The 19,611-nt window shown below is 68.6% G+C and carries 31 protein-coding genes; 2 read left to right on the top strand and 29 right to left on the bottom strand.

All coding sequences use genetic code 11. From position 1 onward, the window contains the following. The first annotated feature begins 85 nt into the window (after positions 1 to 85). Entirely contained in the window at positions 86 to 1,234 is a 1,149-nt protein-coding gene (locus JOD95_RS10645; protein ID WP_209684908.1) for a hypothetical protein, read from the top strand. Between the two features lie 13 nt (positions 1,235 to 1,247). On the opposite strand, the gene JOD95_RS10640 is transcribed toward JOD95_RS10645, so the two are convergent. From JOD95_RS10640 to infA, 7 genes are all read right to left on the bottom strand, one after another. Then, entirely contained in the window at positions 1,248 to 2,360 is a 1,113-nt protein-coding gene (locus JOD95_RS10640) for an aromatic acid exporter family protein (protein ID WP_209684907.1), read from the bottom strand. Positions 2,361 to 2,530: 170 nt separating this feature from the next. Continuing rightward, positions 2,531 to 3,088, bottom strand: a complete 558-nt coding sequence (rplQ, locus tag JOD95_RS10635) for a 50S ribosomal protein L17 (RefSeq protein WP_209684906.1) — start codon at positions 3,086 to 3,088, stop codon at positions 2,531 to 2,533. A gap of 66 nt (positions 3,089 to 3,154) precedes the next feature. Further along, the gene (locus JOD95_RS10630; protein ID WP_066656999.1) at positions 3,155 to 4,150 is read right to left on the bottom strand and encodes a DNA-directed RNA polymerase subunit alpha; all 996 of its coding nucleotides are present in this window, start codon (positions 4,148 to 4,150) and stop codon (positions 3,155 to 3,157) included. Between the two features lie 205 nt (positions 4,151 to 4,355). Then, positions 4,356 to 4,754: a 30S ribosomal protein S11 gene (rpsK, locus tag JOD95_RS10625; protein ID WP_017885507.1), complete on the bottom strand. Its 399-nt coding sequence runs from the start codon at positions 4,752 to 4,754 to the stop codon at positions 4,356 to 4,358. Positions 4,755 to 4,763: 9 nt separating this feature from the next. Continuing rightward, positions 4,764 to 5,138, bottom strand: a complete 375-nt coding sequence (gene rpsM, locus JOD95_RS10620) for a 30S ribosomal protein S13 (protein WP_058728274.1) — start codon at positions 5,136 to 5,138, stop codon at positions 4,764 to 4,766. A 149-nt stretch (positions 5,139 to 5,287) separates the two neighbouring features. Next, positions 5,288 to 5,404, bottom strand: a complete 117-nt coding sequence (rpmJ, locus tag JOD95_RS10615) for a 50S ribosomal protein L36 (RefSeq protein WP_022903266.1) — start codon at positions 5,402 to 5,404, stop codon at positions 5,288 to 5,290. 70 nt (positions 5,405 to 5,474) lie between these two features. Further along, the gene (gene infA, locus JOD95_RS10610) at positions 5,475 to 5,696 is read right to left on the bottom strand and encodes a translation initiation factor IF-1 (protein WP_017885509.1); all 222 of its coding nucleotides are present in this window, start codon (positions 5,694 to 5,696) and stop codon (positions 5,475 to 5,477) included. A 285-nt stretch (positions 5,697 to 5,981) separates the two neighbouring features. Between infA and JOD95_RS10605 the strand changes: the two genes are divergently transcribed. Beyond that, positions 5,982 to 7,259, top strand: a complete 1,278-nt coding sequence (locus tag JOD95_RS10605; protein WP_209684905.1) for an LCP family protein — start codon at positions 5,982 to 5,984, stop codon at positions 7,257 to 7,259. 179 nt (positions 7,260 to 7,438) lie between these two features. Here the strand turns inward: JOD95_RS10605 and map are convergent, their stop codons facing one another. The 22 genes from map to rplC all read right to left on the bottom strand — a co-directional run bounded on the left by map (position 7,439) and on the right by rplC (position 19,607). Further along, on the bottom strand, positions 7,439 to 8,218 hold the full coding sequence (map, locus tag JOD95_RS10600; RefSeq protein ID WP_209684942.1) for a type I methionyl aminopeptidase: 780 nt from the start codon (positions 8,216 to 8,218) through the stop codon (positions 7,439 to 7,441). Between the two features lie 59 nt (positions 8,219 to 8,277). Beyond that, entirely contained in the window at positions 8,278 to 8,868 is a 591-nt protein-coding gene (locus JOD95_RS10595) for an adenylate kinase (protein WP_209684904.1), read from the bottom strand. Further along, complete coding sequence (gene secY, locus JOD95_RS10590) at positions 8,865 to 10,187, bottom strand: preprotein translocase subunit SecY (protein WP_066657008.1); 1,323 nt, start codon at positions 10,185 to 10,187, stop codon at positions 8,865 to 8,867. The genes JOD95_RS10595 and secY overlap by 4 nt, the downstream gene beginning before the upstream one ends. Positions 10,188 to 10,333: 146 nt before the next feature. Further along, complete coding sequence (gene rplO / locus JOD95_RS10585) at positions 10,334 to 10,798, bottom strand: 50S ribosomal protein L15 (protein ID WP_066657012.1); 465 nt, start codon at positions 10,796 to 10,798, stop codon at positions 10,334 to 10,336. Further along, positions 10,795 to 10,980, bottom strand: a complete 186-nt coding sequence (gene rpmD, locus JOD95_RS10580; protein ID WP_031273241.1) for a 50S ribosomal protein L30 — start codon at positions 10,978 to 10,980, stop codon at positions 10,795 to 10,797. Before rpmD ends, rplO begins: the two co-directional genes overlap by 4 nt. Beyond that, positions 10,980 to 11,753 (bottom strand): 30S ribosomal protein S5, encoded by a 774-nt coding sequence (rpsE, locus tag JOD95_RS10575; RefSeq protein WP_081985128.1) that lies wholly within the window; start codon positions 11,751 to 11,753, stop codon positions 10,980 to 10,982. Before rpsE ends, rpmD begins: the two co-directional genes overlap by 1 nt. Further along, the gene (gene rplR / locus JOD95_RS10570; RefSeq protein ID WP_066657014.1) at positions 11,750 to 12,121 is read right to left on the bottom strand and encodes a 50S ribosomal protein L18; all 372 of its coding nucleotides are present in this window, start codon (positions 12,119 to 12,121) and stop codon (positions 11,750 to 11,752) included. The genes rpsE and rplR overlap by 4 nt, the downstream gene beginning before the upstream one ends. Positions 12,122 to 12,123: 2 nt before the next feature. After that, complete coding sequence (gene rplF / locus JOD95_RS10565) at positions 12,124 to 12,660, bottom strand: 50S ribosomal protein L6 (RefSeq protein WP_066657016.1); 537 nt, start codon at positions 12,658 to 12,660, stop codon at positions 12,124 to 12,126. A gap of 6 nt (positions 12,661 to 12,666) precedes the next feature. After that, positions 12,667 to 13,065, bottom strand: a complete 399-nt coding sequence (gene rpsH, locus JOD95_RS10560) for a 30S ribosomal protein S8 (protein ID WP_065960021.1) — start codon at positions 13,063 to 13,065, stop codon at positions 12,667 to 12,669. A 179-nt stretch (positions 13,066 to 13,244) separates the two neighbouring features. Next, positions 13,245 to 13,835 (bottom strand): 50S ribosomal protein L5, encoded by a 591-nt coding sequence (gene rplE, locus JOD95_RS10555; RefSeq protein ID WP_066657018.1) that lies wholly within the window; start codon positions 13,833 to 13,835, stop codon positions 13,245 to 13,247. Beyond that, positions 13,835 to 14,194 (bottom strand): 50S ribosomal protein L24, encoded by a 360-nt coding sequence (gene rplX, locus JOD95_RS10550; RefSeq protein WP_066657021.1) that lies wholly within the window; start codon positions 14,192 to 14,194, stop codon positions 13,835 to 13,837. The genes rplE and rplX overlap by 1 nt, the downstream gene beginning before the upstream one ends. Before the next feature lie 3 nt (positions 14,195 to 14,197). Beyond that, positions 14,198 to 14,566, bottom strand: a complete 369-nt coding sequence (gene rplN, locus JOD95_RS10545) for a 50S ribosomal protein L14 (protein ID WP_017885523.1) — start codon at positions 14,564 to 14,566, stop codon at positions 14,198 to 14,200. 31 nt (positions 14,567 to 14,597) lie between these two features. Then, positions 14,598 to 14,882, bottom strand: a complete 285-nt coding sequence (rpsQ, locus tag JOD95_RS10540) for a 30S ribosomal protein S17 (protein ID WP_066657023.1) — start codon at positions 14,880 to 14,882, stop codon at positions 14,598 to 14,600. Then, positions 14,882 to 15,199, bottom strand: coding sequence for a 50S ribosomal protein L29 (gene rpmC / locus JOD95_RS16700; protein WP_058728265.1), 318 nt, complete (start codon positions 15,197 to 15,199; stop codon positions 14,882 to 14,884). The genes rpsQ and rpmC overlap by 1 nt, the downstream gene beginning before the upstream one ends. Next, entirely contained in the window at positions 15,199 to 15,618 is a 420-nt protein-coding gene (gene rplP / locus JOD95_RS10530) for a 50S ribosomal protein L16 (protein WP_066657030.1), read from the bottom strand. Before rplP ends, rpmC begins: the two co-directional genes overlap by 1 nt. A gap of 2 nt (positions 15,619 to 15,620) precedes the next feature. Next, positions 15,621 to 16,427, bottom strand: a complete 807-nt coding sequence (rpsC, locus tag JOD95_RS10525; RefSeq protein ID WP_066657031.1) for a 30S ribosomal protein S3 — start codon at positions 16,425 to 16,427, stop codon at positions 15,621 to 15,623. Then, positions 16,427 to 16,819, bottom strand: coding sequence for a 50S ribosomal protein L22 (gene rplV / locus JOD95_RS10520; protein WP_056121420.1), 393 nt, complete (start codon positions 16,817 to 16,819; stop codon positions 16,427 to 16,429). Before rplV ends, rpsC begins: the two co-directional genes overlap by 1 nt. A gap of 25 nt (positions 16,820 to 16,844) precedes the next feature. Beyond that, positions 16,845 to 17,126, bottom strand: a complete 282-nt coding sequence (rpsS, locus tag JOD95_RS10515) for a 30S ribosomal protein S19 (protein ID WP_017885529.1) — start codon at positions 17,124 to 17,126, stop codon at positions 16,845 to 16,847. An 11-nt stretch (positions 17,127 to 17,137) separates the two neighbouring features. Further along, positions 17,138 to 17,977 (bottom strand): 50S ribosomal protein L2, encoded by an 840-nt coding sequence (gene rplB, locus JOD95_RS10510; RefSeq protein ID WP_058728264.1) that lies wholly within the window; start codon positions 17,975 to 17,977, stop codon positions 17,138 to 17,140. A gap of 18 nt (positions 17,978 to 17,995) precedes the next feature. Then, positions 17,996 to 18,295 (bottom strand): 50S ribosomal protein L23, encoded by a 300-nt coding sequence (rplW, locus tag JOD95_RS10505; RefSeq protein WP_058742338.1) that lies wholly within the window; start codon positions 18,293 to 18,295, stop codon positions 17,996 to 17,998. Then, positions 18,292 to 18,951: a 50S ribosomal protein L4 gene (rplD, locus tag JOD95_RS10500; RefSeq protein WP_066657033.1), complete on the bottom strand. Its 660-nt coding sequence runs from the start codon at positions 18,949 to 18,951 to the stop codon at positions 18,292 to 18,294. The genes rplW and rplD overlap by 4 nt, the downstream gene beginning before the upstream one ends. A gap of 2 nt (positions 18,952 to 18,953) precedes the next feature. Beyond that, positions 18,954 to 19,607 carry a 50S ribosomal protein L3 gene (gene rplC, locus JOD95_RS10495; RefSeq protein WP_022903285.1) on the bottom strand — a complete coding sequence of 218 codons (654 nt, stop codon included), beginning with the start codon at positions 19,605 to 19,607 and terminating at the stop codon, positions 18,954 to 18,956. Positions 19,608 to 19,611 lie beyond the last annotated feature (4 nt).

Raw genomic sequence — 19,611 nt, 5'->3', positions numbered from 1 at the left:
CGTGCGAGGACGCCGTCACCTGATCGTGACCGGCGAGCACGCGGTCGTCACCGGTCCGTGACACGCGGGGGTTAGCGTCACAGGCATGGGATTCCCTCGTACCCGCTGCGCGGCCGTCCTCGCCACGTCGGTCGCCGTGCTCCTCGCGGTCACCGCCTGCTCGTCGCCGTCGACCGAGGGCGCGACACCGAGCGCCTCCGGCCCGCCCGCGTCGTCCGCGCCGAGCAGCAGCCCGTCCGCGGAGGTGGCCGTGGACTTCGGGACGGCTCCCGCCGGCGACGGCACACCGGACTGCTCGGCGCTGTTGCCCACAGCAGCAGTCGACGCCGTCGTCCCCGGCGCGCGTGCGGTCGCCCTCGCCGACGTCCCGCACGTCGCGGCCGCCGACTGGGCTCCCGTGGTCGCCGGTGGTTCCTCCTGCACGTCGACCACCGGCGTCGCACCGCTCGACGGTACCGTGCTCGGGACGATCGACGACCCCCGCTACGAGGGCGTGCGCGTCACGGTGCTGCCCGACGCCACGGCGGAGTACCAGGACCTCGCCGCGTCCGGGTTGACCGGCGTCCTGGACGGCGGTCCGAGCTGCAGCGCGAGCGACGCCGCGGTCGTGTACTGCGTCTCCGACGTGCTCGTCGGTGACGCCTGGGTGCAGGTCCTGGCGCAGCGCGTCCAGGACGACCCGGACACGACCGAGGCGGCACTCGACGCCCCCTTCCGCGCTCTCGTCGAGCAGGTCGGCGACGCCGTGCGCACGAGCCCCGTCACCACCGCCCGCGTCGACGAGCACGTCGACGGCAGTCTGCCGCCCTGCGTCGCCGACAACGTGGACGCGGTCACGGACACGACGCTCCGCTGGGCACTCGAGGGCACCGACGTCGCTCCGACGACGGTCGAGCACGCGCTCGACCGTCTGGCGGGAGCGTCGTGCGGCTTCGTGGCGCCCGTCGAGTCCGATCCGCGGTACGACCAGCAGCAGGCGCAGTACGACCGCCTCCCGAACGGTGGCTGGGCGGTGGAGCAGCGCCTGGCCGCGGGCACGATCGACCGGGACGGGCGGATCGACCTCGACGGCCTCGACGACCGCGACGGCGCCTGGCGGACGTGCGACGACACCGCGTGCACCCTCGACGTCGTGTCGGACGGTGGCACGTGGGAGCACTTCGTCCTGATGCGCGCGGTGGCCCCGGACACCGCCGAGGCCGTCGAGCGCTGGGCGACGGCCTCGCGCGGCTGACCGGAGGCGCTCGCTAGCGCTGTCGTCCCGAGGGCCCGGTCTCGGTGTCGACGTCGGCGGTCGCCCGCTTCTCGGACTCGAGCACCCCGCGCAGCGCGACGATCGCACTCGAGGTCACCGTCACCTGCGACGGGTCCGCGTCGCTGGCGTCGATCGCGCGCTCGAGGTCGGCGATCGACTCGTCGGCCCCGTCCTCCTCGCAGTCACCGCGAACCACGCAGGCGACCTTCCGGAGCGCGGCCGCGAAGGGTCCTGCGAACGCCGGGTCCGGCCGCCCGATGTTCTCCGCGACCGGACCCGAACGGGCGACCAGCTCGGTGAGGTCGGTCGTGTACCAGGCGACGCGCTCGAGCGCCCGGAAGCGCGCGCCGTCGGTCTGCAGGCGCGCACGCGGTCCCCGCAGCACGCTCCGGGGGTTCATCCGGCGCGCCTCCTGCGCCGTCGAGACGCGGTCCCGCACCTCGGCGATCGCCTTGTCCAGCCGCTCCTGCTGACGGTCCCAGGCACCGGTGTCCGGCTCGCCCTCGTCGAGCACGTCAGCCAGGTCGTCGAGCTGCTGCGCGAGCACGGCGTTCACCTGGTCGATGCGGCGCTCGGCGTCCCAGAAGTGCAGCGGCGGGACCACGGCGAAGTTCACCGCGAGCCCGATGCCGATGCCGATCGCCATCTGCACGACGTACGCGAACGAGTAGCCCTCGGCGTTCCCGCCGCCGATGAGGAGCACGAAGAGCGCCGCCATCGGCACCCACGAGTACCCCTCGCCCAGGATCCGGAAGCCCGAGACGAGCACGCCGAGGCCGACGACGAGCGCGACCGCGATGACGCCGGGATCGCCGATGAGCATCGTGAACCCGGCGATCAGGATGCCGAGCGTGATGCCGACCAGCGTCTGCACGCCGGCCCGGATCCCCGCGAAGACGGTCGTGCGCATCGCGACGATCGCACCGAGCGGTGCGTAGTACGGGTACTCCGCGGCGACGCCCGGCGCGTACTTCGCCAGGGTCCACGCGATCGTGGCGGCCAGCGCGGCCTTGCCGGCCAGCAACAACCGCGGCTGGGTGCCGGAGTCCCGACTCCACCGCCACAGACGGCGCCCTGCGCCGGTGATCCGTTCCGCTCTCGCCATGTCGCGATCACCGTACGGCGGCGACGCTGGGAGCGGACGCGGGTGCGCTCCGGACGGGAGGCTCGTGGCGGCCCCGCCCCGCGCCTCCCGTCCGTCGCCACGCCGTCCGCGGGGACGACGGAACCCCCCGCGACGTGGGTCGCGGGGGGTTCCGTGTGGTGGTGCTGGACCTACTTGGCGTCGTCCGACTTCGCCTCGGCGTCGGCCTCGACCTCGGCGGCAGCCGGGGTCTCGGTCTCGGCCTCGACGGGAGCGGACTCCTCGGTCGTCTCCGTGGACTCGACCGGGGTCTCCTCGGCCGGGGTCTCCTCGGCCGGAGCGGCAGCAGCCGGGGCCGCGTCGCGCTTGACCGGGGCCGGCGTGCTCGACACCGGCTCGAGGACGAGCTCGATCGAGGCGAGCGGCGCGTTGTCACCCTTGCGGAAGCCGAGCTTCGTGATGCGGGTGTAGCCGCCCCGACGGTCCTCGACCTGCGGGGCGATCTCCGTGAACAGCGTGTGCACGACGGACTTGTCGCGCAGCTGGGCGATCACACGACGACGCGCGTGCAGGTCGCCACGCTTCGCGAACGTGATGAGACGCTCGGCGACGGGACGCAGGCGCTTGGCCTTCGTCTCGGTGGTCGTGATGCGACCGTGCGTGAAGAGGGCGTTGGCGAGGTTGCTCAGGAGCAGGCGCTCGTGGGCGGGGCCGCCACCGAGGCGGGGGCCCTTGGTGGGCTTCGGCATGTCAGTTCTCCAGTGGTGATGGTGGTGCGCACCGACTCATCGGTGCGCGTGCGCGTGAGCGCGAGGTCAGTTGTTGGACTCGTCCTCGTCGTACCCGCTGTAGAAGTGGGCGCCGTCGAATCCGGGGACGGTGTCCTTGAGGGACAGGCCGAGCTCGGTGAGCTTGTCCTTGACCTCGTCCACCGACTTCTGACCGAAGTTGCGGATGTTCATGAGCTGCGTCTCCGACAGGGCGACGAGCTCGGACACCGTGTTGATGCCCTCCCGCTTGAGGCAGTTGTAGCTGCGCACCGACAGGTCGAGGTCCTCGATCGGGGTCTGCAGCTCGTTCGAGAGCACCGCGTCGACCGGCGCGGGGCCGATCTCGATGCCCTCGGCCGCCGTGTTCAGCTCGCGGGCGAGACCGAACAGCTCGACCAGCGTGCGACCGGCCGACGCGATGGCGTCGCGCGGCGTGATCGCCGGCTTCGACTCGACGTCGACGACCAGGCGGTCGAAGTCCGTGCGCTCACCGGCACGCGTCGCCTCGACGCGGTAGGTGACCTTGAGGACCGGCGAGTAGATCGAGTCGATCGGGATCTGCCCGGCCTCGCTGAACTCCGAACGGTTCTGGGTCGCCGAGACGTAGCCGCGGCCACGCTCGATCGTCAGCTCCAGCTCGAAGCGCGCGGTGTCGTTCAGGGTCGCGATGACGAGGTCCGGGTTGTGGATCTCGACGCCGGCCGGGGCGGAGATGTCCGCCGCGGTGACCTGACCGGCACCCTGCTTGCGCAGGTACGCGGTGATCGGCTCGTCGTGCTCGCTGGAGACGACGAGGCTCTTGATGTTGAGGATGATCTCGGTGACGTCTTCCTTGACACCGGGGACGGTGCTGAACTCGTGGAGGACGCCGTCGATGCGGATGCTGGTGACAGCCGCGCCGGGGATCGAGGAGAGGAGCGTGCGGCGCAGCGAGTTGCCGAGGGTGTAACCGAAGCCCGGCTCGAGCGGCTCGATGACGAAGCGCGAGCGGTGCTCGGAGATCGACTCCTCGGTCAGGGTGGGGCGCTGTGCAATGAGCACTGTGGGATTCCTTTCGGCGGAGTGTCCGCTATATGACACTCGGCGGTACGACGGGGCCGACCGGGCCCCGACGGGTCTGTTGAGTTGTGATCACGCGCAGCGCGGGGCCGGGAGGGCCCGACGTACGCGATCGAACGACCAGGAATGGCCGGCCCCGCTCGCCCCGGTCAGGGGACGAGCGGGGAACGGCCGGTTGCTCCTCGCGTCAGACGCGGCGACGCTTCGGCGGGCGGCAGCCGTTGTGCGCCTGCGGGGTGACGTCGTTGATCGAGCCGACCTCGAGACCAGCGGCCTGGAGCGAGCGGATCGCGGTCTCGCGACCCGAGCCCGGGCCCTTGACGAAGACGTCGACCTTCTTGACGCCGTGCTCCTGCGCCTGACGCGCAGCGGACTCGGCGGCGAGCTGCGCCGCGAACGGCGTCGACTTGCGCGAACCCTTGAAGCCCACGGCACCCGAGGACGCCCAGCTGAGGACGGCACCCGACGGGTCGGTGATGCTGACGATGGTGTTGTTGAACGTGCTCTTGATGTGGGCCTGGCCCACGGCGACGTTCTTCTTCTCCTTGCGACGCGGCTTGCGCGCGGCAGTCTTGGGGGTAGCCATGATGATCTCCTATCGGGCCTTCTTCTTGCCTGCCACGGTGCGCTTCGGTCCCTTGCGGGTACGCGCGTTGGTCTTGGTGCGCTGACCACGCACCGGGAGACCACGACGGTGGCGGAGACCCTCGTAGCTACCGATCTCGACCTTGCGGCGGATGTCGGCGGCGACCTCGCGGCGGAGGTCACCCTCCACCTTGAAGTTGCCCTCGATGAAGTCACGGAGGGCGACGAGCTGGTCGTCGGTCAGGTCCTTGACGCGGATGTCACCGGAGATACCGGTCTCGGCGAGTGCCTGGACCGCGCGGGTACGGCCGACGCCGTAGATGTACGTGAGTGCGATCTCCACGCGCTTCTCGCGCGGGATGTCGACGCCTGCTAGACGTGCCATGTTCTGGCTGCTCCTGTTTTCGGTGGAGGTGTGGCGCAGTACCGGTGCCCGGGCCTCCGCCCCGAGGTGTCCCCCCGCCGACGACCGAGGTCAGTGGCGGAGTTCTGGTACTGCGTGTTCAGTGTTGAGTTGTGGGTCCTGCTGGGAGCTCAGCCCTGGCGCTGCTTGTGGCGCGGGTTGCTCTTGCAGATCACCATGACGCGGCCCTTGCGGCGGATGACACGGCAGTGCTCGCAGATGGGCTTGACGCTGGGGTTGACCTTCATGATTGCTTCCTGTTGCTCGCTGGCTTCGTGCCCGGCGGGTTCGCCGAGCCGTTCCTTTCCAGCTCGCGGATCACTTGTAGCGGTAGACGATCCGGCCGCGGGTCAGGTCGTACGGGCTCAGCTCCACGATCACGCGGTCCTCGGGGAGGATGCGGATGTAGTGCTGGCGCATCTTCCCGGAGATGTGCGCGAGGACCTTGTGTCCGTTGGTCAGCTCAACGCGGAACATCGCGTTGGGCAGAGCTTCGAGCACCGAGCCTTCGATCTCGATGACGCCGTCTTTCTTGGCCATAGCCTCACTGTCGCTTGGTTGGATTACCGGTGTGATCCCCGAGCCGGTCTGCGGGTCGGGCGCCACGCCGAAGGGCATGACACACCAAAGATCAACCCTATGCGATCAGGCGCAGATTGCCAAGTGCCGGTCGGGCCGCGACCCTCCGTCTGGGGCTCGCCGTCCGGAGCTGAACGGTCCACAGTGGATCAGCGGCCGCTTCCGAGGTCCGGAACGGGCCCGTCGCCGTAGCCTGGCCGTCGCTGACCCCCGGACGCCCGCGCCGGAGAACCGATCGGAGACCACGTGCCTGACGCGCCCCGCCGCCCCCTCGCCCGTCACGGTCGACTGCCGCGCCGTCGCGGCTGGGGCACGCTGCTGGGGTTCGTCGCGGCCACGGTCGCCGTCGTCCTGGTCAGCGGCACGAGCGTCGCGGCGATCGCCGGCGCACAGCTCGCCGCGGCACCGCACACGGTCGAGCTCAGCACCGACGACCAGAACACCGCGAAGACCGCCGACATCACGGCGATGCAGGGCGGCGCGAACATCCTGCTCCTCGGCAGCGACACCCGCGTCGGGCAGTTCGACTCGGACGAGAACGTCGAGGGCGCCCGGAACGACGTCACGATCCTCGTCCACATCTCGCAGGACCACCAGCAGCTCACGGCCGTCAGCTTCCCCCGCGACCTCAAGGTCCCGATCCCGGCGTGCACGAACCCCGAGACGGGCACCTCGTACCCGGCCGTGGACAGCGAGCTCATCAACGAGTCCCTCGGGCACGGCGGGATCTCCTGCGCCGTGGACACGGTCGAGAACCTGACCGGGCTGACGATCCCCTACGCCGGACTCATCACCTTCGACGGGGTGATCGAGATGTCGAACGCCGTGGGCGGCGTCGACGTCTGCGTCGCGAAGCCCATCGACGACTCGTACACCGGCCTGCAGCTCTCGGCCGGTCAGCACACCCTCGCCGGCCAGGACGCGCTCGCGTTCCTGCGCAGCCGGCACGGCGTCGGTGACGGCAGCGACCTCGCGCGCATCAGCTCCCAGCAGGTCTTCCTGTCCGCCCTGCTCCGGAAGGTCACCTCGGACGGCACCCTGTCGAACCCGGTGACCCTCTACAAGCTGGCCGGTGCGGCGCTGTCGAACATGACGCTCTCCGACGGCCTGGCGCAGACCCGCACCCTCGTCGGACTCGCCTCGACCCTGCGGGGCATGAGCACCTCGGACATGCTGTTCGTGCAGTACCCGGTCGTCGACGACCCCTCGGACACCGCGCACGTGCTCGTCGACGAGGCGGCGGCGCACGACCTCAACGTCGTGCTGCAGCAGGACCGCAAGACCTCGCTGAGCGACTCGTCCACCGGCCGGGCGTCGGAGGAGTCCCCGACCGCGGCGGGCACCCCGGGGAGCGACGCACCGTCGTCCGACGCGCCGGCCGCGGGGGACGATGCGGCGAGCGGAGCTGCGACCGGGACGCCCACGGATGCGGCGACCGATGCCGGGACGCCGACGGCGACCCCACTGCCCTCGAGCATCTCCGGCCAGTCGGCGTCCGAGCAGACCTGCACCGTCGGCAACTGAGCGCGTCGGGGACTGAGCCCGTCGGGAACTCAGCCCGCCGGGGACCGGCGCGGACGCGCGCGGAGCGGTCCCGGCGTCGGCCCGGCCGTCGTCGGTGACCGGGCCGGTGCGCGGAGTCGCGCCGCGCCTCCCGGCCGACCGCGCGGTCACCGGTCACGGACCGGACGCGTCCGGTCGCCCTACGGGACGGGGACGGGCGTGACGCCGAGCGGCACGAGGCCGGAAGCGCCGCCGTCCGATGCGGTGAGCACCCAGATGCCCTCGGCGTGCACGGCCACCGAGTGCTCCCAGTGCGCCGCGTCGGAACCGTCGAGGGTCCTGATCGTCCAGTCGTCGTCGTCCGTGGAGCTGTCGATCGTCCCGGCGGTCACCATCGGTTCGATCGCCACGACCAGACCGGGCCGGACCGCCGGACCGGCACCGCGGACCCGGTAGTTGAAGACGGGCGGGTCCTCGTGCATGGACCGGCCGATCCCGTGCCCCGTGAAGTCCTCGACGATGCCCCAGGCGCCCGTCTCGTCGATGGCGTCCTCGATCACCGCGCCCACCTCGTTGAGGTTCCGCGCGTGTGCGAGCGCCGCGATGCCGTGCCAGAGCGAGCGCTCCGTGGTGTCGCAGAGCGTCTGGCGCGCCGCAGTCACGGGAGCGTCGCCGCCGGGGAGCACCGTCGTGAAGGCGCTGTCACCGTTCCACCCGTCGACCTCTGCACCGGCGTCGACCGAGACGATGTCGCCCGGCTCGAGCACGCGGTCGCCGGGGATCCCGTGGACGATCTCGTCGTTCACGGAGACGCACAGGGTGTGCCGGTAGCCCGGGACGAGCTGGAAGTTCGGGACGCCACCGCCCTCGCGGATCGTCCGCTCGGCGATCGCGTCGAGCTCGCCCGTGGTGACGCCCGGGCGGATCGCAGCACGGACCGCGACGAGCGCGGCCTCGGTGAGCAGTCCGGGACGGAGCATCGCGCGGAGCTCCTCCGGCGACTTGTAGATCGAGGGCTTGCGACGACGCACGAGGGGTGTCAGACGCCCGCGGTGAGGCCGCGCGAGCTGAGCGCCGCCTGGATGCGGTCCCCGACCTCGTCGATGCCGCCGAGGCCGTCCACGTCGACCACGAGACCGCGCTCGGCGTACGCCGCGACGATCGGCGCGGTCTGCTCCGTGTAGACCTCCTGGCGACGCCGGATGGTCTCCTCGTTGTCGTCGCTGCGCCCCTGGTCCTCGGCGCGCTTCAGCAGCCGCGCGACGAGCGCGTCCTGGTCGGCGACGAGCTGCACGACGGCGTCGATCCCGGCGCCCTGCTCCGCGAGCAGCGCGTCGAGGTACTCGACCTGGCCCACCGTGCGGGGGTAGCCGTCGAGCAGGAAGCCCTGCTCGGCGTCCGGCTCGGCGAGGCGCGACTTGACGAGCTCGTTCGTCAGTTCGTCGGGGACGTAGTTCCCCGCGTCCATGATCGCCTTGGCCTGAACGCCCAACGGCGTGCCCTCGGAGACGTTCTTGCGGAAGATGTCACCCGTGGAGATCGCGGGGACGCCGAAGCCCTCGGCGATGCGACCGGCCTGGGTGCCCTTCCCGGCTCCGGGAGGTCCGACGATGATGAGGCGTGCGCTCAACGGAGAAGCCCTTCGTAGTGACGTTGCTGCAGCTGCGAGTCGATCTGCTTCACGGTCTCGAGACCGACACCCACGATGATGAGGATGCTCGCGCCGCCGAACGGGAAGTTCTGGTTCGCGCCGAACAGCGCCAGTGCTGCCAGCGGGATGAGCGCGATGAGACCGAGGTAGAGCGAGCCGGGCAACGTCACCCGGGTCAGGACGAAGTCGAGGTACTCGGCCGTCGGACGGCCGGCCCGGATGCCCGGGATGAAGCCGCCGTACTTCTTCATGTTGTCGGCGACCTCTTCGGGGTTGAAGGTGATCGCGACGTAGAAGTACGTGAACCCGACGATGAGCAGGAAGTACAGGACCATGTAGAACCAGTTGTCACCCGAGGTCAGGTTGTTCTGGATCCAGGTCACCCAGGCGGCCGGCTCCGAGCCGTCCGAGGGCTGGTTGAACTGCGCGACCAGGGCCGGCAGGTACAGCAGCGACGAGGCGAAGATGACGGGCACGACGCCGGCCATGTTCACCTTGATCGGGATGTAGGTGTTGTTGCCGCCGTAGGTGCGGCGCCCGACCATGCGCTTGGCGTACTGCACCGGGATGCGTCGCTGCGACTGCTCGACGAAGACGACGGCCATCATGATGACCAGACCGACGAGGATGACGAACAGGAAGAGCTCGAAGGACTGCGACTGCTCGATCGCCCACAGGGCCGACGGGAACTGCGCGGCGATGGACGTGAAGATGAGCAGCGACATGCCGTTGCCGATGCCGCGCTCGGTGACGAGCTCGCCCATCCACATGATCAGGCCGGTACCGGCGGTCAGCGTGACGACCATGAGCATGATCGCGTACCAGCTGTCGTTCGAGATGATCGACGAGCAGGACGCCGACGCGTTCGTGCCGAAGAGGGCACCCGAGCGCGCGACCGTGATGAGGGTGGTCGACTGCAGGACACCGAGCGCGATGGTGAGGTAGCGCGTGTACTGCGTCAGCTTCGCCTGGCCGGACTGGCCCTCCTTGTAGAGGGCGTCGAAGTGCGGGATCACCACGCGCAGGAGCTGCACGATGATCGACGACGTGATGTACGGCATGATGCCGAGCGCGAAGACCGACAGCTTCAGCAGCGCGCCGCCGGAGAAGAGGTTGATGAGGTCGTAGAGCCCACCCGAGGAGCCGGCGCTCGCCAGGCAGCTCTGCACGGCGGCGTAGTCGACGAACGGCGCGGGGATGTACGACCCGAGACGGAACAGCGCGATGATCGCGAGGGTGAAGCCGATCTTCTTGCGAAGATCTGGGGTGCGCATGATGCGCGCGACCGCTCTGAACACGAGGACTCCGAACTTCTGGGACCGGCGACCCGATCGGGGTCTTCACGGTGTCGATCGGCAGCGCCGACCTGGCCGACGGACGTCAGCCACTGTCAAGGAAACCGTAACGGCGGCCCGTGCGCAAACGCACGGGCCGCCGACGGGGGTTACTGGGAGACGGTTCCGCCAGCAGCCACGATCTTCTCGGCGGCGGACGCCGAGACCTTGTCGACCGAGACCGTGAGCTTCACGCTGATGTCACCCTGACCGAGAACCTTGACCTTCTCGTTCTTGCGGACGGCACCCTTGGCGACCAGGTCCGCGACGGTGACGTCGCCACCGTTGGGGTAGAGCTCCGCGATCTTGTCCAGGTTCACGACCTGGTACTCGACGCGGAACGGGTTCTTGAACCCGCGGAGCTTCGGGGTGCGCATGTGCAGCGGCATCTGCCCACCCTCGAAGCCGACCTTGACCTGGTAACGAGCCTTCTGGCCCTTGGTACCACGGCCGGCGGTCTTGCCCTTCGAGCCCTCACCACGGCCGACACGGGTGCGGTCCTTCTTGGAACCGGCAGCCGGACGGAGGTGGTGCAGCTTCAGCACCTGGACCCGCTCGTTCTTCTCGTCGCTCATGCGTCGACCTCCTCGACCTTCACGAGGTGCGCCACCGTCGCGATGTACCCGCGGTTCTGGGCGTTGTCCTCACGCAGGACCGTACGGCCGATGCGCTTGAGGCCCAGGCTGCGCAGGGTGTCGCGCTGGTACTGCTTCTCGCTGATAACGGACTTCGTCTGCGTGATCTTCAGCATCGCCATCACGCACCTGCCTTCTCGGTCGCGGCACGCAGCGCCGCAGCCTCGGCGTGGAGCAGACGGGCCGGGACGACCCGGTCGACGTCGAGGCCACGACGGCTCGCGACCGCGCGGGGCTCCTCGAGCTGCTGCAGCGCCTCGACGGTCGCGTGCACGATGTTGATGGTGTTCGACGAGCCGAGCGACTTGCTCAGGACGTCGTGGATGCCGGCGCACTCGAGCACGGCGCGGACCGGACCACCGGCGATGACACCGGTACCGGCAGCGGCCGGACGCAGGAGCACGACACCGGCAGCGGCCTCACCCTGCACCGGGTGCGGGATGGTGTTGCCGACGCGCGGGACGCGGAAGAAGTTCTTCTTCGCCTCCTCGACGCCCTTCGAGATCGCGGTGGGGACTTCCTTCGCCTTGCCGTAGCCGACACCGACGAGGCCGTTGCCGTCACCGACGACGACGAGCGCCGTGAAGCTGAAGCGACGACCACCCTTGACGACCTTCGACACGCGGTTGATGGTCACCACGCGCTCGAGGAACTGGCTGTCGCCACCGCGGTTGTTGCGGTCACGACCCTGCTGACGGTCACGCCCGCCACCACGACGGCCGCGCTGGTCGGCGTTGTCGCGGTTGTTCGACGCGGAGCCCGCGGCGGTCTCGACCGGACGCTCGGCGACGGCAGGGGCTTCCGCTTCCTTGCCGGCCGCGGCCTTGGCGACGGTCTCCGTCGCAGCAGCGGTCTCGGTCTCGGCCGCTTCGTTGTTGTTCGCGATGTCGCTCACAGGTTCAGCCCTCCTTCACGGGCACCATCGGCGATCGCGGCGACGCGACCGGCGTACTTGCTCCCACCGCGGTCGAAGACCACGGCCTCGACGCCAGCGGCCTTCGCACGCTCGGCGACGAGCTCGCCGATGCGACGGGCCTTGGCCGTCTTGTCGCCGTCGAACGAACGGAGGTCGGCCTCCATCGTCGACGCGCTGGCCAGGGTGTGGCCCTTCGCGTCGTCGATGACCTGGACGAACACGTGACGCGACGAACGGGTGACGGCGAGACGCGGACGCGCCTCGGTGCCGGTGATCTTCTTGCGGAGACGGTTGTGACGGCGCGCCTTGGCGGCCGACTTGCTCTTTCCTCGGATACCGAGAGCCATGATCACTTACCTGACTTTCCGGCCTTGCGGCGCACGATCTCGCCCGCGTAGCGGACACCCTTGCCCTTGTAGGGCTCGGGCTTGCGCAGCTTGCGGATGTTGGCAGCCACCTCGCCGACGGCCTGCTTGTCGATGCCCGACACGGTGAGCTTGTTGTTGCCCTCGACGGCGAAGCTGATGCCCGCCGGCGGCTCGACCGTGATGGGGTGGGAGTAGCCGAGCGCGAACTCGACGTTGCTGCCCTTCGCCGCGACGCGGTAACCGGTACCGACGACCTCGAGGCCCTTGGAGTAGCCCTGGGTCACGCCGACGATGTTGTTCGCGATGAGGGTGCGGGTCAGGCCGTGCAGCGCACGCGAGCTGCGCTCGTCGTCCGGACGGGTGACGAGGACCTGGTTCTCCTCGACCTTGGCCTGGATGGGCTCTGCGACGGTGAGCGCGAGCTCGCCCTTCGGGCCCTTGACCGCGACGGTCTGGCCGTCGATGGCGACGGTCACACCCGCGGGGATGTCAATGGGAAGACGTCCGATTCGAGACATTGTCGATCACCACACGTAGGCGAGGACTTCCCCACCCACGCCCTTCTGCTCGGCTTCACGGTCGGTGAGCAGCCCCGACGAGGTCGAGAGGATCGCCACGCCGAGGCCACCGAGGACCTGGGGGAGCTCCGTCGACTTCGCGTAGACCCGGAGACCGGGCTTCGAGACGCGCTTGATGCCGGCGATCGAACGCTCGCGCTCGGGGCCGTACTTCAGGTCGATCGTGAGGGTCTGCCCGACGCGGGCGTCCTCGATCTTCCACTCGCTGATGTAGCCCTCGCGCTTGAGGATCTCGGCGATGTTCTTCTTCAGCTTGGAGCTGGGGAGCGAGACGGCGTCGTGGTGCGCCGAGTTCGCGTTCCGCAATCTGGTCAGCATGTCTGCGACCGGATCGGTCATCGTCATGATGGTCGTCCATTCTTCGCCTGGTTTCGACACCCGTTCCACGAATGCCGACCTGAGCGATCGGGTGGTCTCCGAGCGGATCCCGGAGACCTGGGGGCCGGCGGCTGTCGCCGTCGGCCGGTGTTCGTGCGTGCGGGCCGGAGGACGTGAATCCTCCGGCCCGCAGCGCCCGGACTAGCTTAGACCGTCTGGTCGGCCGAACGGAACGGGAAGCCGAGCTGGCGGAGCAGCGCGCGGCCCTCGTCGTCCGTCTTCGCGGTGGTCACGACGGTGATGTCGAAGCCACGCACGCGGTCGATGCGGTCCTGGTCGATCTCGTGGAACATCGACTGCTCCGTGAGACCGAACGTGTAGTTGCCGTTGCCGTCGAACTGCTTGTCGCTGAGCCCGCGGAAGTCGCGGATGCGGGGCAGTGCGAGGGTGACGAGGCGGTCGATGAACTCCCACGCGCGGTCACCACGGAGGGTGACGTGCGCGCCGATGGCCTGACCCTCACGCAGCTTGAACTGCGCGATGGACTTGCGGGCCTTCGTCACGACCGGCTTCTGACCCGTGATCGCCGTGAGGTCCTTGACGGCCCCCTCGATGACCTTCGAGTCACGAGCTGCTTCACCGACACCGGTGTTCACGACGACCTTGACCAGGCCGGGGACCTGGTTGACGTTCGCGTACCCGAACTGCTCGGTGAGGGCAGCCTTGATCTCGTTCTTGTACTTCTGCTTGAGGCGCGGCTCGACCTTGGTCTCCGGCGCGGCAGTCGTGTCGGTCATCAGAGCTTCTCACCCGACTTCTTGGCGTAGCGGACGCGGACGGTCTTCTTGACGCCGTCCTTCTCCACCTCTTCGATGCGGAAGCCGACGCGGGTCGGCTTCTTGGTCTTCGGGTCGACGATGGCGACGTTCGACACGTGGATCGGAGCCTCGTGCTGCTCGACGCCACCGGTCTTCGACCCGCGCTGCGTCTGGCCGACGCGGACGTGCTTCGTGACGAAGTTCACGCCCTCGACGACGACACGGTTCTTGTCCTTGAGGACCTCGATGACCTTGCCCTGCTTGCCACGGTCGCCGCCACGCTCCTGCTTGGCTCCCGTGATGACCTGGACGAGGTCACCCTTCTTGATGTTCGCCATGGCTTACAGCACCTCCGGCGCGAGCGAGATGATCTTCATGAACTTCTTGTCACGGAGCTCACGACCGACCGGCCCGAAGATGCGCGTACCGCGCGGGTCGCCGTCGGCCTTGAGGATCACTGCCGCGTTCTCGTCGAACTTGATGTAGGAGCCGTCCTGACGACGGGTCTCCTTCTTGGTGCGAACGATGACCGCCTTGACGACGTCACCCTTCTTCACGTTGCCGCCGGGGATGGCGTCCTTCACCGTGGCGACGATGACGTCACCGAGGCCGGCGTAGCGACGACCCGAGCCACCGAGCACGCGGATGGTCAAGATCTCCTTGGCACCCGTGTTGTCGGCGACCTTCAGGCGGGATTCCTGCTGAATCACTGCTGTCTCCTATTCCGAAGCAGGCCGGGGCCTACTTGGCCTTCTCGAGGATCTCGACCAGGCGCCAGCGCTTGGAGGCGCTGAGGGGACGGGTCTCGCTGATCACGACGAGGTCGCCGACACCGGCGGTGCCGAGCTCGTCGTGCGCCTTCACCTTGGACGTGCGACGGATGATCTTGCCGTAGAGCGCGTGCTTCACGCGGTCCTCGACCTCGACCACGATGGTCTTGTCCATCTTGTCGCTCGTCACGTAGCCGCGACGCGTCTTGCGGTAGCCGCGGGTCGAGGCGGCGGAGTTGTTCTCTTCGTTCGCCATCAGTTCTCCTCGGCGGTAGCGGCCTCGGTCGACTCGGCGGGCTTGTCAGCCTTCTTCGTCTTCTTGGCCTTGGTGGCGGTCTCGACGGGCGCGGGGGTGGCACGGATGCCGAGCTCGCGCTCACGGAGGACCGTGTAGATGCGTGCGATGTCGCGCTTGACGGCGCGGAGACGACCGTGGCTCTCCAGCTGGCCGGTGGCCGACTGGAAGCGGAGGTTGAAGAGTTCCTCCTTGGCCTTCTTCAGCTCGTCAGCGAGACGCTCGTTCTCGAAGGTGTCGAGCTCCGTCGGACGGAGCTCCTTGGAACCGATCGCCATTATGCGTCGCCCTCCTCGCGCTTGATGATGCGTGCCTTGAGGGGCAGCTTGTGGATTGCACGGGTCAGCGCCTCACGGGCGATGTCCTCGCTGACGCCGGAGAGCTCGAAGAGCACACGACCCGGCTTGACGTTGGCGACCCACCACTCGGGCGAGCCCTTACCGGAACCCATGCGGGTCTCAGCCGGCTTCTTGGTGAGCGGGCGGTCCGGGTAGATGTTGATCCAGACCTTGCCGCCACGCTTGATGTGACGCGTCATGGCGATACGAGCGGACTCGATCTGACGGTTGGTCACGTAGGCGGGCGTGAGCGCCTGGATACCGAAGTCGCCGAACGACACCTTGGTGCCGCCCGTCGCCTGGCCCGAACGCTTCGGGTGGTGCTGCTTGCGGTGCTTGACTCGACGGGGGATAAGCATGGTTACGCCTCAACTCCTGCGCCGGCCGGCGCGTCCTGCGGAGCCTGCTGCTGACGGCCGCCGCGGTCGCCGCCACGGCGGTCCCCACGGTCGCCGCGCTCGCCACGCGGGCCGCCACGACGCTCGGGGCGCGACGAACGCTGGTTCGCCTGCTCGCGAGCGAGCTCCTTGTTCGTGATGTCGCCCTTGTAGATCCAGACCTTCACGCCGATGCGGCCGAACGTGGTCCGGGCCTCGTAGAAGCCGTAGTCGATGTTCGCGCGGAGCGTGTGCAGGGGCACGCGGCCCTCGCGGTAGAACTCCGAGCGGGACATCTCGGCGCCGCCGAGACGGCCCGACACCTGGATGCGGACACCCTTGGCGCCGGCGCGCTGTGCACCCTGCAGGCCCTTGCGCATGGCGCGACGGAACGCGACACGAGCGGAGAGCTGCTCGGCGATGCCCTGCGCGACGAGCTGGGCCTCGGTCTCGGGGTTCTTGACCTCGAGGATGTTGAGCTGGATCTGCTTCTTGGTGAGCTTCTCGAGCTCGCCACGGACGCGCTCCGCCTCGGCGCCACGGCGACCGATGACGATGCCCGGACGCGCGGTGTGGATGTCCACGCGGACGCGGTCACGGGTGCGCTCGAGCTCGATGCGGGCGACACCGGCGCGGTCGAGGGTCTTCTTCAGGTACTCGCGCACCTTGATGTCCTCGGCCACGTAGTCGGCGTAGCGCTGACCGGCCTTCGTGCTGTCGGTGAACCAGTGCGAGACGTGGTCCGTCGTGATCCCGAGACGGAAGCCGTACGGGTTGACCTTCTGGCCCATTACTTGCTCGCCTTCTTGCTCGTCGCGGCAGCCTCGGCCTCGTCCGGCGTCGCGAGGACGACCGTGATGTGGCTGGTGCGCTTGTTGATGCGGAAGGCGCGGCCCTGGGCACGCGGCTGGAACCGCTTCAGGGTCGTGCCCTCGTCGACGAAGACGCGGCTCACGTAGAGGTCGCGCTCGTCGAGGAAGCTGTTCGTCGAGTCCGCCTTGACACGTGCGTTCGCGATCGCCGAGGCGACCAGCTTGTACACGGGCTCCGAAGCGCCCTGGGGGGCGAACTTCAGGATGGCGAGGGCCTCGTGGGCCTGCTTGCCGCGGATCAGCTCGATGACGCGACGGGCCTTCTGAGGCGTGACGCGGATGTGTCGCACGCGTGCGATCGACTCCACCATTTCGTTCCTCCTCTGCGTCGCCGCCTTAGCGGCGACGGCCCTTCTTGTCGTCCTTCACGTGACCACGGAAGGTGCGGGTCGGCGCGAACTCGCCGAGCTTGTGACCGACCATCGACTCGGTGACGAACACCGGGATGTGCTTGCGGCCGTCGTGCACGGCGATCGTGTGTCCGAGCATGTTCGGGACGATCATCGAGCGACGCGACCAGGTACGGATCACGTTCTTGGTGTTGGCCTCGTTCTGCGTGACGACCTTGCGGAGCAGGTGCTCGTCGACGAAGGGGCCCTTCTTCAGACTGCGTGGCATCTTCTGAACTCCTACTTGCGCTTCTTGCCGGCGTTACGGCGACGGACGATGAGCTTGTCGCTCGGCTTGTTCGGCTTGCGCGTACGACCCTCGGCCTGGCCCCAGGGGCTGACCGGGTGACGACCACCGGACGTCTTGCCCTCACCACCACCGTGCGGGTGGTCGACCGGGTTCATCGCGACACCACGCACGGTCGGGCGGACGCCCTTCCAGCGCATGCGGCCGGCCTTGCCCCAGTTGATGTTGGACTGCTCGGCGTTGCCGACCTCGCCGATCGTGGCGCGGCAGCGGGCGTCGACGTTGCGGACCTCGCCCGACGGCAGGCGGAGCTGCGCGTAGGGGCCGTCCTTGGCGACGAGACGCACCGAGGCACCGGCCGAACGCGCCATCTTCGCGCCGCCACCGGGGCGGAGCTCGATCGCGTGGATGACCGTACCCACGGGGATGTTGCGCAGCGGCAGGTTGTTGCCGGGCTTGATGTCGGCGCCGGGGCCCTGCTCGATGACGTCGCCCTGCTTGAGCTTGTTCGGCGCGATGATGTAGCGCTTCGTGCCGTCGACGTAGTGCAGGAGCGCGATGCGCGCGGTGCGGTTCGGGTCGTACTCGATGTGTGCGACCTTGGCGTCCACGCCGTCCTTGTCGTGACGACGGAAGTCGATCACGCGGTACTGGCGCTTGTGGCCACCACCGATGTGGCGGGTGGTGATGCGGCCCGAGCTGTTGCGGCCACCGGTCTTCGGCAGCGGACGAAGCAGCGACTTCTCCGGCGTCGAACGGGTGATCTCAGCGAAGTCGGCGACCGACGAGCCGCGACGACCGGGGGTCGTCGGCTTGTAGTTACGAATAGCCATGATTTATCCCTCTGGTCCTCAGCCGACAGCCGTGAAGATGTCGATCGAACCGGACTTGAGCGTCACGATGGCGCGCTTGGTGTCCTTGCGCTTGCCCAGGCCGAACTTCGTGCGACGGGTCTTGCCCGGACGGTTCAGCGTGTTGATGCTCGCGACCTTGACGTCGAAGATCTTCTCGATGGCGAGCTTGATCTCGGTCTTGTTCGAACGGGGGTCCACGATGAACGTGTACTTGCCCTGGTCGATCAGGCCGTAGCTCTTCTCCGAGACGACCGGCGAGATGATGATGTCGCGCGGGTCCTTGTTGAAGCCGCTCATGCGGAGATCTCCTTCGCGGTCTTCGACGCGATGAAGGCGTCGAGTGCGCTCTTGCTGAAGACGAGGGCATCCGACTTGAGCACGTCGTAGGCGTTGAGCTGGCCGTACGAGAGTGCGTGGACACCCGGCAGGTTGCGGATCGACTTGAGCGTGAGCTCGTCGTCCGACTCGAGCACGACGAGCACGTTCTTGACGGGCGCGACCTTCTCGATGAGCGTGCGAGCGGTCTTGGTCGACGGCACCTCGGCCGCGACGAAGGACTCGACAGCGGAGATGCGGCCACCGCGGGCGCGGTCCGAGAGCGAGCCGAGCAAGGCTGCGGCGATCATCTTCTTCGGGGTGCGCTGCGAGTAGTCGCGCGGGGTCGGTCCGTGGACGACGCCACCGCCGGTGTGCTCCGGAGCGCGGACCGAACCCTGACGGGAGCGGCCGGTGCCCTTCTGCTTGAACGGCTTGCGACCAGCACCGCGGACCTCGCCGCGGTTCTTGGTCTTGTGGGTGCCCTGACGCGCGGCGGCGAGCTGCGCGGTGACGACCTGGTGGATCAGCGGGACGTTGGTCTCGACGTCGAAGAGCGCGGCGGGCAGCTCGATGCTGCCGGCGACGGCTCCGGTCGCGTCGAGGACGTCGATCGTGGTTGCGGTCTCGGTGGCCATGATCACTTACCCTTCACGGCGGTGCGGACGAAGACGGAGCGACCGCGCGCACCGGGGACGGCGCCCTTGACGAGCAGCAGACCCTTCTCGGCGTCGACGGCGTGCACCGTGAGGTTGAGGACGGTCACGCGCTCGCCACCCATGCGGCCGGCCATGCGCATGCCCTTGAAGACACGCGACGGGGTCGACGAAGCACCGATCGAACCGGGCTTGCGGTGGTTGCGGTGGGCACCGTGCGAAGCGGACACACCGGCGAAGCCGTGGCGCTTCATGACACCGGCGAAGCCCTTGCCCTTCGACGTCCCGACGACGTCGACCTTCTGGCCGGCCTCGAAGGTGTCGACGGTGAGCTCCTGGCCGAGCGTGTACTCGGCGGAGTCGTTGGTGCGGATCTCGGTGAGGGTGCGACGCGGGGTCACACCGGCAGCCTCGAAGTGGCCGGCGGCCGGCTTGTTCACCTTGCGCGGGTCGATGGCACCGGCGGCGATCTGGATCGCCTCGTAGCCGTCGCGCTCGACGTTGCGGATCTGGGTGACCACGTTCGGGCCGACCTCGATCACGGTGACGGGGATGAACTTGTTGTTCTCGTCCCACACCTGGGTCATCCCGAGCTTCTTGCCGAGGAGGCCCTTGACGGTCTTGGTTGAGTTCGCCATTGGT

The organism is Curtobacterium sp. 1310 (assembly GCF_017834105.1).
GTDB lineage: Bacteria > Actinomycetota > Actinomycetes > Actinomycetales > Microbacteriaceae > Curtobacterium.
The sequence above is the reverse complement of the archived record's forward strand: the minus strand, read 5'-3'. Positions and strand labels throughout refer to the sequence as shown.

Coding starts and splice junctions, on each gene's coding strand:
- rpsC (WP_066657031.1), bottom strand. CDS start 16,427: ATGGGCCAGAAGGTCAACCCGTACGGCTTCCGTCTCGGGATCACGACG.
- map (WP_209684942.1), bottom strand. CDS start 8,218: ATGCTCCGTCCCGGACTGCTCACCGAGGCCGCGCTCGTCGCGGTCCGT.
- rplO (WP_066657012.1), bottom strand. CDS start 10,798: ATGAGCGACGAGAAGAACGAGCGGGTCCAGGTGCTGAAGCTGCACCAC.
- JOD95_RS10645 (WP_209684908.1), top strand. CDS start 86: ATGGGATTCCCTCGTACCCGCTGCGCGGCCGTCCTCGCCACGTCGGTC.
- JOD95_RS10640 (WP_209684907.1), bottom strand. CDS start 2,360: ATGGCGAGAGCGGAACGGATCACCGGCGCAGGGCGCCGTCTGTGGCGG.
- rpsQ (WP_066657023.1), bottom strand. CDS start 14,882: ATGGCGAACGAAGAGAACAACTCCGCCGCCTCGACCCGCGGCTACCGC.
- rplQ (WP_209684906.1), bottom strand. CDS start 3,088: ATGCCGAAGCCCACCAAGGGCCCCCGCCTCGGTGGCGGCCCCGCCCAC.
- rplD (WP_066657033.1), bottom strand. CDS start 18,951: ATGGCCACCGAGACCGCAACCACGATCGACGTCCTCGACGCGACCGGA.
- infA (WP_017885509.1), bottom strand. CDS start 5,696: ATGGCCAAGAAAGACGGCGTCATCGAGATCGAAGGCTCGGTGCTCGAA.
- rplV (WP_056121420.1), bottom strand. CDS start 16,819: ATGGTGGAGTCGATCGCACGCGTGCGACACATCCGCGTCACGCCTCAG.
- rpmD (WP_031273241.1), bottom strand. CDS start 10,980: ATGGCGATGCTGAAGATCACGCAGACGAAGTCCGTTATCAGCGAGAAG.
- rpsK (WP_017885507.1), bottom strand. CDS start 4,754: ATGGCTACCCCCAAGACTGCCGCGCGCAAGCCGCGTCGCAAGGAGAAG.
- rplF (WP_066657016.1), bottom strand. CDS start 12,660: ATGTCTCGAATCGGACGTCTTCCCATTGACATCCCCGCGGGTGTGACC.
- rpmC (WP_058728265.1), bottom strand. CDS start 15,199: ATGGCGATCGGTTCCAAGGAGCTCCGTCCGACGGAGCTCGACACCTTC.
- rplC (WP_022903285.1), bottom strand. CDS start 19,607: ATGGCGAACTCAACCAAGACCGTCAAGGGCCTCCTCGGCAAGAAGCTC.
- rplP (WP_066657030.1), bottom strand. CDS start 15,618: ATGCTTATCCCCCGTCGAGTCAAGCACCGCAAGCAGCACCACCCGAAG.
- rplW (WP_058742338.1), bottom strand. CDS start 18,295: ATGAGCGGCTTCAACAAGGACCCGCGCGACATCATCATCTCGCCGGTC.
- rplB (WP_058728264.1), bottom strand. CDS start 17,977: ATGGCTATTCGTAACTACAAGCCGACGACCCCCGGTCGTCGCGGCTCG.
- rplR (WP_066657014.1), bottom strand. CDS start 12,121: ATGGCTCTCGGTATCCGAGGAAAGAGCAAGTCGGCCGCCAAGGCGCGC.
- rpsS (WP_017885529.1), bottom strand. CDS start 17,126: ATGCCACGCAGTCTGAAGAAGGGCCCCTTCGTCGACGAGCACCTGCTC.
- rpsH (WP_065960021.1), bottom strand. CDS start 13,065: ATGACGATGACCGATCCGGTCGCAGACATGCTGACCAGATTGCGGAAC.
- rplE (WP_066657018.1), bottom strand. CDS start 13,835: ATGACCGACACGACTGCCGCGCCGGAGACCAAGGTCGAGCCGCGCCTC.
- rpmJ (WP_022903266.1), bottom strand. CDS start 5,404: ATGAAGGTCAACCCCAGCGTCAAGCCCATCTGCGAGCACTGCCGTGTC.
- rplX (WP_066657021.1), bottom strand. CDS start 14,194: ATGGCGAACATCAAGAAGGGTGACCTCGTCCAGGTCATCACGGGAGCC.
- rpsM (WP_058728274.1), bottom strand. CDS start 5,138: ATGGCACGTCTAGCAGGCGTCGACATCCCGCGCGAGAAGCGCGTGGAG.